10 protein-coding genes are annotated in these 12,318 nt (G+C 35.2%); 6 read left to right on the top strand and 4 right to left on the bottom strand.

Annotated features, from left to right (window positions below; translation table 11 throughout):
* Positions 1–154: 154 nt before the first annotated feature.
* Entirely contained in the window at positions 155–502 is a 348-nt protein-coding gene (locus BR72_RS09230) for a YkgJ family cysteine cluster protein (protein ID WP_035432246.1), read from the bottom strand.
* A 741-nt stretch (positions 503–1,243) separates the two neighbouring features.
* Here BR72_RS09230 and helD point away from each other — a divergent pair.
* The 5 genes from helD to BR72_RS09210 all read left to right on the top strand — a co-directional run bounded on the left by helD (position 1,244) and on the right by BR72_RS09210 (position 8,191).
* Positions 1,244–3,592, top strand: a complete 2,349-nt coding sequence (gene helD / locus BR72_RS09225) for an RNA polymerase recycling motor HelD (RefSeq protein WP_035432245.1) — start codon at positions 1,244–1,246, stop codon at positions 3,590–3,592.
* Positions 3,593–4,042: 450 nt separating this feature from the next.
* Positions 4,043–4,168: a hypothetical protein gene (locus BR72_RS27330; protein WP_256217064.1), complete on the top strand. Its 126-nt coding sequence runs from the start codon at positions 4,043–4,045 to the stop codon at positions 4,166–4,168.
* Between the two features lie 182 nt (positions 4,169–4,350).
* Positions 4,351–5,871, top strand: coding sequence for a spore germination protein (locus BR72_RS09220; RefSeq protein WP_035432242.1), 1,521 nt, complete (start codon positions 4,351–4,353; stop codon positions 5,869–5,871).
* A gap of 27 nt (positions 5,872–5,898) precedes the next feature.
* Positions 5,899–7,002 (top strand): spore germination protein, encoded by a 1,104-nt coding sequence (locus BR72_RS09215; RefSeq protein WP_035432240.1) that lies wholly within the window; start codon positions 5,899–5,901, stop codon positions 7,000–7,002.
* The gene (locus tag BR72_RS09210) at positions 6,986–8,191 is read left to right on the top strand and encodes a Ger(x)C family spore germination protein (RefSeq protein ID WP_035432238.1); all 1,206 of its coding nucleotides are present in this window, start codon (positions 6,986–6,988) and stop codon (positions 8,189–8,191) included. The genes BR72_RS09215 and BR72_RS09210 overlap by 17 nt, the downstream gene beginning before the upstream one ends.
* An 85-nt stretch (positions 8,192–8,276) precedes the next feature.
* On the opposite strand, the gene BR72_RS09205 is transcribed toward BR72_RS09210, so the two are convergent.
* Together BR72_RS09205 and BR72_RS09200 are read right to left on the bottom strand one after the other, a co-directional pair.
* Positions 8,277–8,687 carry a 3-hydroxyacyl-ACP dehydratase FabZ family protein gene (locus BR72_RS09205; protein ID WP_035432236.1) on the bottom strand — a complete coding sequence of 137 codons (411 nt, stop codon included), beginning with the start codon at positions 8,685–8,687 and terminating at the stop codon, positions 8,277–8,279.
* Positions 8,688–9,004: 317 nt separating this feature from the next.
* Positions 9,005–10,198: an LL-diaminopimelate aminotransferase gene (locus BR72_RS09200; protein WP_035432235.1), complete on the bottom strand. Its 1,194-nt coding sequence runs from the start codon at positions 10,196–10,198 to the stop codon at positions 9,005–9,007.
* Positions 10,199–10,479: 281 nt separating this feature from the next.
* Here BR72_RS09200 and pduL point away from each other — a divergent pair, with 281 nt between their 5' ends.
* Positions 10,480–11,049: a phosphate propanoyltransferase gene (gene pduL, locus BR72_RS09195; RefSeq protein ID WP_035432233.1), complete on the top strand. Its 570-nt coding sequence runs from the start codon at positions 10,480–10,482 to the stop codon at positions 11,047–11,049.
* Positions 11,050–11,081: 32 nt separating this feature from the next.
* Here the strand turns inward: pduL and BR72_RS09190 are convergent, their stop codons facing one another.
* Entirely contained in the window at positions 11,082–12,284 is a 1,203-nt protein-coding gene (locus tag BR72_RS09190) for an MFS transporter (RefSeq protein ID WP_035432231.1), read from the bottom strand.
* Positions 12,285–12,318: the final 34 nt, after the last annotated feature.

Below are 12,318 nucleotides of genomic sequence, written 5' to 3'. Positions count from 1 at the left end.
AAGGTGAAATACTAGTATAAAACAAAAATGGGTCATAGTTTGGATTGTAATTCCAAATATGACCTTTGTTTTATGTCGAAATTTACTTAACGTATATTTTTGTTGAAATTTGGATGTAACTTCAATAAACAATTCTTCAAAAACTTTTACTCTATTAAGAAAAGTCTTTCCAAGTAAAATCAACACTCAAAATACCGACAGGCTGTTCATTGGCTATATAGTTTTTTGTAGAAGCTAATTCTGGTTTGCGAATACAAACAAGATTTTTGTAATTCCCAAATGCCCGACAAATGAATGGACGTACCGAATGAATGCCGCACCGATCGTTAATTTCGTCATAAAAAATACAGGTCCCAAAATATCGTTGTTGTTGCTTTAAATTTAGGCGTTTTTTAGTAGGCATTGCTTTTATCTTCTTTTTTATTTTTTTTAACTCGTTTTCTGTAATTGGAACAGGACCGCAACACATTCCTTTACAATCTTTACAAGGCAAACTTTCCATCCCATCATCTCCTAGAATAGGTAATTGTTATCATGAATTTAAAGATACGAGTTTTCTAGCTCTAAAATTGCAAAAGTGAGGAGCTCATTTAAAAGTAAATGGCATTATAGGTACAACCATTGTCAACTCCTTTACTTACCCTCTAATCGAGGGAGTTTATTAATATTTTTTTCTGGACACTTGTTTGCTGTCTTTCTTGCTGATTCTAGAGGGGGTGCTTTTCTTGGGTCTTCTTTTCTCGTTTTAGACCAACACAAAAAGGTCTTTAGACACACTTGAAGAAAAATGTTCTTCAAGTGGTCCAAAAGACCCTTGATCTCTGTTATTCAGATAAAAGCTCGATGACGAGACACACGCTTGCGTCTCTTTTGAAAAGAAAAAATGTTACTATCAGTATAACAAATTTATCCATTTATTACAAGAATAACTGAATTTAAAAGAAAATAAATCGTGTATTACACGATTACAATTAATTAATCTATGATATGAAACTCATTACCCAAAACGGTTCATGGTACGTTCTTAACGTACAGCAAAACTGAGTTTTTTGAAGTGAAAAATCCGTTGTATACAAAATGTCTAGAATTATAGTTGAACTAAGAAATATGAGTGTGCTAAAATTAAAAAATGATCTGTCGGAAAATTTTATTTTATCCGATAATTATCCAATATAATTGTAACAGGAATCACCTGTGTTTGTCAAACTTTTGGTCAAAATTTTTTTCGATAAGGAGTGACAATATGGAACAGTATGAACAAGAGTGGAAGAGAGAACAACAACGAATAGAAGTAGTTGTTAAGAAAATTAAAGAGCGAGTAGATAGCCTTCAACAATATGTAAGCAGCGGAAAAAAAGAGGTAGTTCATATTCGAAAAAACTTTTGGAACGATGTAACAACTAACTTTGATAATGCTGAAGAGGCCATTGAAACAGCAGCAAGTATAAAGCAACAAGCAGAGTTATTAGCAGAAAGAGAACGAAGTCATTATCATGCAGATAAGCAGCTCACCATGTTAAAACGGCTAGAGCATTCTCCGTATTTTGGGAGAATTGATTTTTTAGAAGAAAGTGAAAGAAGTGCTGATCAAATTTATCTTGGCATTCATTCGTTTTTTGACGAGAGTACAGATCAATTTCTTGTTTATGATTGGAGAGCACCTATATCTAGTTTGTATTATGATTATTCGCTCGGATCTGCCGTTTATAAAGCGCAAAATGAAATGATTACAGGAGAAATAACTTTAAAAAGACAATTTATCATTCGTAACGGTCAAATGGAAAGTATGTTTGACACCGGAGTAACAATTGGTGATGAATTATTACAAGATGTGTTAGGGAAAAATGCGAATACGCAAATGAAAAGTATTGTTGCTACGATTCAGAAAGAACAAAATCTAATTATTCGCGATGAAACGAGTCGTTTACTTATTGTGCAAGGAGCAGCAGGAAGCGGAAAAACATCGGCTGCATTGCAACGAGTTGCCTATTTACTATATCGATATCGAGATACATTACATGCAGATCAAATCATTCTTTTTTCTCCTAATTCAATGTTTAATAGTTATATATCAACGGTTCTTCCTGAATTAGGAGAAGAGAATATGAAACAAACGACATTTCAAGACTATTTAGAGGAGCACATAGAGAAAACATTTGATGTTGAAGATCCGTTTACGCAAATCGAATATGTACTTGCGGGGAAAGAAGATTCAAAATACTTAGTACGCATGAAAAGCATTCAATATAAGGCAAGTGCCTCTTTTTTGAATGTTGTAGATAACTATGTAACGTATTTGAGACAAGATGGAATGATTTTTAAAGATGTGAAGTTTCGCGGAAATGTATTAATTTCAAAAGAGGAAATAAAAGAAAGGTTTTATTCTTTTCCTTTGTCGATGAGGATTCCAAATCGAATAAAGTTAATTTCTGAGTGGTTACTAAAAGAAATAAAGAAAAGAGAGCGGATAGAACGAAAAGAACCATGGGTTGAAGAAGAAATACAGCTATTAGATAAAGAAACGTATGCTAAAATTCATAAAAAACTGCAACAAGAGAAACGATATGACGCTAATACATTCGATGATTTTGAACGTGAACAACAAATGTTAGCTGCAATGATTGTGAAAAAGTATTTTAAACCACTTCGTAAAAGATTGAAAGGGCTCCAATTCATTAATGTACCTGCGATTTATGTTCAGTTGTTCGCAAATCCGTTGTTTGCAGAGAGATTTACGAGCAAGAATGAATTACCGCTATATTGGAAAGAAATATGCCAAGAAACAGTAGAACGCATACAGCACTTTCAGATGGCTTATGAAGATACGACGCCTTATTTATATTTAAAAGATCAGCTGGAAGAATTACAACGAAATACATCTGCAAGGCATATATTTATTGATGAAGCACAAGATTATTCTGTTTTTCAGTTTACCTTTTTAAAGCGATTATTTCCACATAGTAAAATGACGGTACTTGGTGATTTTAATCAAACGATACATGTACATGCGACTGAAAATGGATTTTCGCAATTATATGCTTTGTATGGAGAGGAAAAAAGTAAGCGAATTGAACTTACACGCAGTTATCGTTCAACGAAACAAATTATTGAATTCACACGGCAACTTATTTCAGAAGGAAACTGTATTGAACCATTTGAGCGTGAGGGGAGAAAGCCAGTTATAACAGCAGTAGAAACAGATGAGGAATTACATCAAAGAATTGTAAACCGGATTCAATATTTGAAAAAAAATAATCATAAAACGATAGCGATTATTTGTAAAACTGCCGAGGAAAGCAAAGTGGCATTTGACATACTACAGCAACATGTACAAATTCACCTTATCGAAAAAGAAACAGCTTCGTTTGATTCGGGAGTACTTATTGTACCTTCATATTTAGCGAAAGGTGTAGAGTTTGACGCTGTTATTATTTATAATGCTTCAAACGAACAATATAGAAAAGAAAGCGAACGTAAGCTTTTCTATACAGCTTGCACACGTGCTATGCATGAGTTATACATTTATTATAAAAACGAACTAAGTCCGTTTTTAATAAGAGTTGAGGCAAATACTTATATGCAGGATGAATAGAAGAAAGAAGCTGACCCCAAATGCACATAAGTGCCTTTGGAGTCAGTGCTCTCTTCCGTTATCGGCCGTTCTTTGCAATATATCAGCGATTCGACATGATTTAAAGACCCTTCGGCAATATTCGATATACAAATAATCGATTCGCTGAGTTGATTCATACCAAAAAGAGAAATTTTTGGGAAACCTCTTTAGCTTACATTTTGATATGGCAGATGAGCAGTTAAATTGTCTTCCATTCATTACATTTAATTGAATAGTTTTCATTGCAACAAATAAAGAAAATATTAACATACATATGTGTATTATTTAGTTGGAATATTATTAATCCCCTATGAAGAATAGGGGGTTTTTTGTTGGATTAAATTTCCGTACTTAAGACATAATAATGCGTAAGAATTTCAGATTAAAGTAAAAAAATGCAGTGTCAACTGCTGAAATAGGATGATTAAAATGTGGAAAACGATTGTTTCCTACCTTCCAGAGTGGAAAGTTTTTTGGCAGGCTTTTATTGTACTGTTCATTCCGTATATGATTGCAAAAATTTTTAGTTGGATTCATAAATTAGAGGGAAAGTAAAGGGATGAATGAACAACTGTATTCATTCATGGGTCAACCTTAGAAAAAAACTCCTCTCAGTCTGGTAGATACTTGCTGCAATGCTAACGAAAATCTTTTGATAGCTCCTGAAGTAATTATGGTATTAGGATACCGCTAAATTTAGATGCACACGAAGCTTTTTAAAAGAAAGAGTGATAAGAATGAGAGAGCAGAACGTTAGTTTTATTCAAGACTCAAAAGAAAAGTTTACAGGCGATTTCATTTTGGATTTGGAACTTGTAAAGAAAGAAAATAATGATAACTCTGATGTACACTTTCGGGAGTTTAACATTGGGCGTACAGGTATTAAAGCGGCAATTATTTTTGTAGAAGGACTGTCAGATAAAGAGCTCATTGACACACATATTATGAAATCATTAATGGTTGATTTTTATGAAGAATACATGAATGACTCATCTTACAAGAAAGGGACGGTTTCAAAAGAGTTTATTAAAGAGCAAGTCCTTTCTATTAGTGAAGTAAGCGAAGCTCATGATATAAACGATTTGATGTCAAAAGTATTGACAGGTTCTACCGCGCTTTTGGTTGATGGCTCACCAGATGTATTGATTCTTAGTACAACGAAAGGGAGAACCCGGAACGTTGAAGAACCTATATCAGAGGTTTCAGTCAGAGGTCCGCGGATAGGATTCACAGAAGTTTTAAGTGATAATACAGCTCTTTTACGACGTCATGGTGAAAATGCAGGCTTGTCATTAGTAAAATTCCAAGTAGGGAAGCGGGCAAAAAAAGAACTCGTCGTCGCTTATATGAAAGAAATTGCAGATTCGGAATTAATAGAAGAAGTCAAGAGAAGGATTCAGAAAATTGATATTGATAATGTACCGGAATCAGGATATATAGAGCAGCTCATCGAAGATAATTACTTCAGTCTTTTTGCACAAGTACAGAGTACGGAGCGTCCTGATCGTGTCATTGCTGCATTGATGGAAGGGCGAGTTGCCATTTTATTAGATGGAACACCGTTTGCATTAATCGCTCCAGTTACATTTAGCATGATGATGCAATCGCCTGAAGATTATTATGAACGTTGGATTCCAGGCACTCTCTTTCGCATATTACGTTTTGGAGCAGCCATCATTTCTCTTTTTACACCTGCCTTGTATATCTCCTTTATCTCGTTTCATCCTGGATTGATTCCAACTAAGTTAGCCATTTCTATCATAGGAGGAAAGATGGGTGTTCCTTTTCCGGCGATTATTGAAGCACTGCTTATGGAAGTAGCTATTGAAATTTTACGAGAAGCCGGACTCCGTTTGCCGAAACCAATTGGCTCAGCAATGGGAATCGTGGGCGGACTAATTATTGGGCAGGCAGCGGTAGAAGCTGGGATTGTTAGCCCTATTATGGTTATCGTAGTAGCCGCCACGGCCATTTCTTCATTTGCGCTCACGCCTTATAGTACAGCAATTCCACTTCGCATCCTTCGTTTTGCAGGCATGTTTTGCGCTGCTTTGTTTGGATTGTACGGACTCATTCTGTTTTTTCTCTTCTTATGCAGTCATTTGGTGAAACTAAAGAGTTTTGGTGTACCCTACGTTAGTCCAGCGGTTCCGTATAAAGCAAGTGATTGGAAAGACTTTATCGTGCGCGCTCCATTTCAGATGATGAAACGTCGTCCGGAGATGCTACATCCGAAAGATCCAATACGAAAAGGATAGCTTACTTTGAAAAGGAAGTGACCAGTGATGATTACCAATCCGAAAGATCGAATTGAGACTTCACAAGCAGCTGTCATTCTCATTAATTATATACTTGCAGCCGGTATTCTCACCTTGCCTAGAACAGCTGCAGAGAAAATGAAAACACCAGATGTTTGGATAACTGTTATTTTAGGCGGGTTGATAGCGATGGTTACCGGGATAATCATAGTCAAATTAAGCCAACAATTTCCCGGAAAAACATTTTATCAATATAGCCAAGACATTGTAGGAAAATGGATAGGCGGGTTATTTAGTCTATTTATTATCGTTCACTTTTTTACTCTTGCCTCATATGAAGTGAGAATACTGGAGGAAGTAACAAGTTTCTTTTTACTTGAAGGAACCCCCAACTGGGCTATTATTATGACATTTATGTGGGTGAGTCTCTATTTGATGATGGGTGGCATAAATCCAATGGCCCGTATGTTTGGAATTATATTCCCAATTACCGTCTTTATTTTTTTACTCACTGCCTTTATGAGTATTGGAATATTTGAGATAGATAATCTCCGTCCGGTATTAGGATTAGGTTTTATGCCTGTACTAAAAGGGTTAAAAACAACAACTCTTGCATATTCAGGCGCGGAAATCATGTTACTCCTATTGGTGTTTATGAAACAACCGAACAAAGCTGTAAAAGTTGTTCTAATTGGAACTGCTATTCCCTTGGTTTTTTATGTAATTACTGTTGTGATGGTTATTGGAGCGTTATCTGTCGATGGAGTAGTCACGAGAACATGGCCAACAATTGATCTTATGAGAAGTTTTGAAATCCCAGGTTTAATATTTGAACGATTTGAATCTTTATTGCTCGTGATATGGACTATGCAAATCTTTTCAACGTATTCAATTTGTTACTATGCCGCTGCATTTGGATTGGCTCAACTTTTTAAAAAGAACATTCATTCATTTTTGTTTGGATTACTGCCAGTCGTATACCTCATTGCTTTAACTCCAAAAAATATTAACGATTTATTCAAACTTGGGGATTTGATTGGTAATTCGGCTATGTTCTTATTCGGTATATTGCCAATTCTCCTCCTCATAATTGTGAGATGGAGGAAGGGAAAGTATGAAACAAAGTCTTAATAATATACGATTCCTTCTAGTTTTACCGGCAGTTCTTTTACTTTTTTCTCTAACGGGCTGCTGGAGCAGTCATGAAATTGAAGAACTAGGTTTCGAGGTAGGTTTGGCATTTGATAAAGGGAAGGAATCAGCTGCTGAGAAAGCGCTAGAAGAAAAGGCTGAGGGATATTCGAAAAAGAACATTATTACAACAACTTACCAATTCGTTAAACCACAATCTTCAAGTGGAGGTGGGAAGGGCGGAACATCGGGGCAAAAAGCTTATACGAATGTTTCTGAAACCGGAGATTCTCTTCATCAAATGATTCGTGAAGTTTCATTAAGAAGGGATCGACCCGTAATCTTTCACCACACGAAAGTGATGGTTATTAGTGCAAATCTCGCACGTACATATAGTTTGAAAAAGTTACTTGATCTTTATCTTCGTGATAATGAGATTCGACCAAGCTGTCTAGTGTTAATTAGTAAAGAACGAGCTAGCAAGACGTTAGAAATGAAGGAAAAAGGAGAAATTCCGGCACTTCGTCTTTATGGAATTGCAGATAATCAATATAGAACATCAAGGATTCTACCTTCTGTGCCGCTTGCTAAATTACCAGGTAAAATGCAATCAGGATCCAGCTTTCTTTTGCAAAATGTGATTTCGTCAGATGGAGAAGTAAAATTTTCGGGAGCTGCTATAATCAAAGGGAAGACAAAAAAGCTGCACGGTTTTTTAAATGAACAGGAATTGGAAGGTTTAACGTGGATAAGTGGGAAGGGGAAAGGCGGTTTAGTGAAAGGCCGTGATAAAGAGACAGGACAAATCATTATGTATGAAGTTATATCTATGAAAAGCACGATTACTCCTCACGTTAAAGGAAACAAAATTTCTTTTGATGTAAATATCAAATCAGAGGGACAGATATCTGAAAATTGGGTTGCTTCAGGAACGTCTCTTAAAAATAAATTTCTAACAAGAGCAGAAAAAGCAGCTGAACAAGAAGTGAATCGACTAGTGGATCATACATTAAAAAAAATTCAAGAAGAATATCAAGTCGATGTTGCTGGTTTTGGAAACATATTAAGAATTAAGTATCCAAAAGTATGGGAAAAGGTCAAAAAAGATTGGGATAAAACATTTAGTAAAGCTCCAATCAAATATACTGTGAAAATACATATAAAAGGTTATGGCGCTAAAGGATCATAAAAGTGAGACGTTTTAGAAAGAGAAAAGAACAGTGAGCACAAGTATCACTGTTCTAATTTTTATAAAATTGACTTTGGCTGCATTGTTACAAAGACTCCATATACACTAATAATTTATCTACACTGACAATGGTTTTCTCATTTACGGAGGCATGACCCTTTCCGAGAACGAACCCCCGTCTATTGCGAATCACTTCATAATATAGGTCTAATCGATCACCAGGCTGAACGGATCCTAAAAATTCTACTCCTTCGAGTGATGAGAGAAATCCTAAGCCATCAGTATTTTCCGTGCTGACAAATGCTCCGAGTTGCGCAATTGCTTCAACAATTAACATGTGTGGCATCGTCATTTGTGATTCTGTTAGAAACCATTCATTGTAACTAACGTTTTTATAACCTTTTACCCATTTACCGGATTCCATTTCAACGATGTCATCGATCATTAAAAACGGGTACCGGTGCGGCAATATGCCTTGAATATTAATTTTACTCATGCATTATCTCCTTGATTACATATTATTATGTAGTTACTAGGCCTAGATAAGAGAGAAGAACAGTAAGTGCGTTCTCGTATACCTATTATAAAACGAAACCCCTTGCTTTTATATATATCCATTTTCATTTTTCAACATATAAGTCACTGCTATACTGAATACAACATGACCTGTACTCGCTTCCTACCTTTGTTTTAAACCTCGCATGTGGAAAAAATAGGTCCTGACCGTTTCTACGCACGGCCAGATGCTCTCGCCCGGGGGGTTTTTATGTCTTTTTTTACTTGTATATATAGAAATTAGCAGAGAGAATGTAATTAATTTTCAATTAAAGTCCCCTCATTAGAAAAAATCCCACTATTTTTAATGTTGTTAACTACTTGTTTCAATTTTTCTTCATTTTGAACAAGAGCAATACGAACAAAACCTTCTCCATGGGGACCGAATGCATGACCAGGTGTAACAACGACGTTGGCACGATCAATTAATGCATATGCAAATTTTAAAGAAGTATAGCCATTTGGAATTTCTGCCCATATAAACATGCTTCCCGCTGGCTTATCAACATGCCACCCCAATTCTGCTAAGCCATCAATAAGTATGTCTCGTCGCTTTTGATATATCGTCCGATTCGCTGCGCAATATGTAGCACCCTCTTTTAGAGCGACAGTTGCTGCTTTTTGAATTGGAAGAAAGACGCCATAGTCTGTATTTGATTTAAATTGGTTAAGCGCTCCGACGATTTCTTCATTTCCAATTATGTAGCCAATGCGACTGCCAGCTAAGCTATAGCTTTTCGATAAAGAGTTAATCTCGACGCCAACATCTTTTGCTCCAGGAACTGATAGAAAACTAATAGGTTTTTGATTATCATAATAAAATTCAGAATAAGCAAAGTCATGAACGACGATAATATTATATTCTTTAGCAAAAGCAACCACATCAGTAAAAAATGATTCCGTTGCCATTGCTGGTACAGGATTACCAGGAAAGTTTAAAATCATCATTTTTGCTTTTTGAGCAACTTCTTTTGGGATTGTATGTAAATCAGGTAGGAAATGATTTTCTTTTTTTAATGGCATAAAATACGGCGTTGCCCCTGCCATTGCAAGACCTGTTGCATATGCTGTGTAGCCAGGATCTGGAACAAGGATAATATCATCTGGATTTGCAAAAACCATTGGTAAATGAACAATTCCGTCTTGTGATCCCATTAATAATAATATTTCTTTAGCAGCATTTAAAGTAACATTGTGATTCATCTCATAATATTCTGTTACAGCTTCATGAAATTCTTGTGTACCTGTTAATGTATATCCATAATTATTTTTTTCATTTGCTGCACTTACTAGTGTTTCTATTACAACATCAGCTGGCGGCATATCTGGATTTCCGATGCTTAAATCAATAATTTCATGACCTTCCGCCATTTTCTTCTTTTTATATGCAGCTAGTTCACTAAAAATTGATGATTGAAATGCTTCCATGCGATTTGCTAGCGTGTAATTCATGAATAACGCCTCCTAAAATACGATTGTTGTTATTAAAACTCGTCTTGGTGTTTGAATTATTTTGTTTTTCTGAAAATGAACACAAATTTATTTTATCATTTTTGTGAGGTTATAAAAATAGCGATGATAATAAAATTTCCCTTACCGTATTTAAAAAATATAAACAATACATATACAAAAAACTTAAGCTGTAAGCATATTTGTTATCTGCTATTTTTATAACTAATTTAAAAAAAGCAGGAAATAATAGAGAGTGTATATTGACAAAAGGAGAAATAAAAATGAAGCAAATTCCTATTGGTGTATCAAATCGTCATATCCATGTGACAAAAGAAGATTTAGAAAAGCTTTTTGGAAATGGTCATGAATTAACGGTAGCAAAAGAGCTTTCTCAGCCAGGAGAATTCGCAGCAGAAGAAACACTTACAATCAAAACAGATAAAGCAGAAATTGTGAGAGTACGAATTCTTGGACCTGTTCGCAAATTTACACAAGTAGAGATTTCGAAAACAGATGCTCGTAATCTTGGTATAAATGCCCCGCTTCGCTCATCAGGAAACATTGATGGAACACCTGGTATTACCTTAATTGGTCCAAATGGTGAAATTCAAATTAATAAAGGGGTAATTGTCGCTGAGCGGCACATTCATATGACACCACAAGATGCAGCTCAGTTTCAAGTGAGTGATGGACAATATGTGAGTGTTAAAGTTAAAGGTGATAGAGGGTTGACTTTTAATCAAGTGTTAGTCCGAGTGAAGGATACATACGCTTTAGACATGCACATTGATACTGATGAAGCAAACAGTGGAAATATAAAAACAGGAGATTTCGGTGAATTGATTTTATAATAATGAAAGCCATCTCAAGAATGAGATGGCTCCTACATATTGGGTGTTTGAGAAGTATTTTTGCTTACTTGTTTTTGCTGTAATATTGAAATGAAAATAATAAATAAGGAAATAACACCAAAGATAAGCACCATATATTGCAATCCTATTGTATCCAAGAAAAAACCAGTTCCAAGTAAGACAATTTGGAACATTACACGTTCAAACATATTACGGAATGAGAATATTCGTCCATGATAGCTTTTGTCAATTTTCGTTTGGAAAATGGTTGACATAACAGGAAAGAAGCAGCCAACACTAAAACCGAACATTCCAAAAGAGACAAGTGTCATCCACTTTATATCGCTGAAAAAGAGAGATAAGTGGGAGAAAGCAATACAAAATGAAAAGATATACAGTAACTTATATGATGAAACTCGCTCGGATAAACGTTTAATGACAAACGCTCCAAGCATAAAAGATAAACCTTCAATTGTATAAATAAACCCTTTAATTGTAGTATCATGCTGTATTTCACTAATATTAATAACCATTAAATTAAAACCGCCAATAAATATAAGTGGAATTATACTTAAAATTAAAGCGCGAAACGCAATTGGAACTTCTTTTAAAATGCGAAATATTTCCATGAAACTGGTGTTTTGGCGTTTCTTTTCGTTTGTTACATTTGTTTTTGTATCTTTAAATTTCAAGAAAAAAGTAAAAAAGAATAATAGTGCATATGCAGCCATTGAAAAAGCGTACATATATTGTAAACTCATGATAACAAGAAGAACACCGCCGAGCGATGTACCAACAATACGAGCGATGGTAGCGATATTCATATGAATTCCGTTCATTTGTAAAAGTTCATGTTCCCGAACGATAAGCGGGATAATAGATTGCAGTGCAGGGAAGTAAAAAGCCGCAGAAATTTGAATGGCAATCATAAATAAAATCATAAATGAAATGCTTTCGTAATGAATAGCAAAAAACATAAAAATAACGCTTACGACACGGCCCAATCCTGCAAACAAAAGTACTTTTTTCTTGGAATATTGATCAATACACTTTCCAGCCATGGGCCCTACAAGTACGCCAGCTAATAGGCCAATAAACATAATAACAGACTTCATAAAATCAGATGGAACATGCTTTTGCATGAATTCCAAATTCCCTAAAATCCCCAGCCATAATCCGACCCCAGCAATAAATTCACCGGTGAGAACAACCCATACATTTTTATTACGCCACATACAATAACCTCTCAGTCTCTAATTGTAGTAAAAG

This window comes from Bacillus sp. UNC322MFChir4.1 (genome assembly GCF_000746135.1).
GTDB lineage: Bacteria > Bacillota > Bacilli > Bacillales > Bacillaceae_G > Bacillus_A.
The sequence above is the reverse complement of the archived record's forward strand: the minus strand, read 5'-3'. Positions and strand labels throughout refer to the sequence as shown.

What these genes read in the sequence shown, in the direction of transcription:
- helD (WP_035432245.1), top strand. Translation starts at nt 1,244, where the DNA reads ATGGAACAGTATGAACAAGAGTGGAAGAGAGAACAACAACGAATAGAA.
- BR72_RS09230 (WP_035432246.1), bottom strand. Translation starts at nt 502, where the DNA reads ATGGAAAGTTTGCCTTGTAAAGATTGTAAAGGAATGTGTTGCGGTCCT.
- BR72_RS09210 (WP_035432238.1), top strand. Translation starts at nt 6,986, where the DNA reads ATGAAACAAAGTCTTAATAATATACGATTCCTTCTAGTTTTACCGGCA.
- BR72_RS09190 (WP_035432231.1), bottom strand. Translation starts at nt 12,284, where the DNA reads ATGTGGCGTAATAAAAATGTATGGGTTGTTCTCACCGGTGAATTTATT.
- BR72_RS09200 (WP_035432235.1), bottom strand. Translation starts at nt 10,198, where the DNA reads ATGAATTACACGCTAGCAAATCGCATGGAAGCATTTCAATCATCAATT.
- BR72_RS09220 (WP_035432242.1), top strand. Translation starts at nt 4,351, where the DNA reads ATGAGAGAGCAGAACGTTAGTTTTATTCAAGACTCAAAAGAAAAGTTT.
- BR72_RS27330 (WP_256217064.1), top strand. Translation starts at nt 4,043, where the DNA reads ATGTGGAAAACGATTGTTTCCTACCTTCCAGAGTGGAAAGTTTTTTGG.
- pduL (WP_035432233.1), top strand. Translation starts at nt 10,480, where the DNA reads ATGAAGCAAATTCCTATTGGTGTATCAAATCGTCATATCCATGTGACA.
- BR72_RS09205 (WP_035432236.1), bottom strand. Translation starts at nt 8,687, where the DNA reads ATGAGTAAAATTAATATTCAAGGCATATTGCCGCACCGGTACCCGTTT.
- BR72_RS09215 (WP_035432240.1), top strand. Translation starts at nt 5,899, where the DNA reads ATGATTACCAATCCGAAAGATCGAATTGAGACTTCACAAGCAGCTGTC.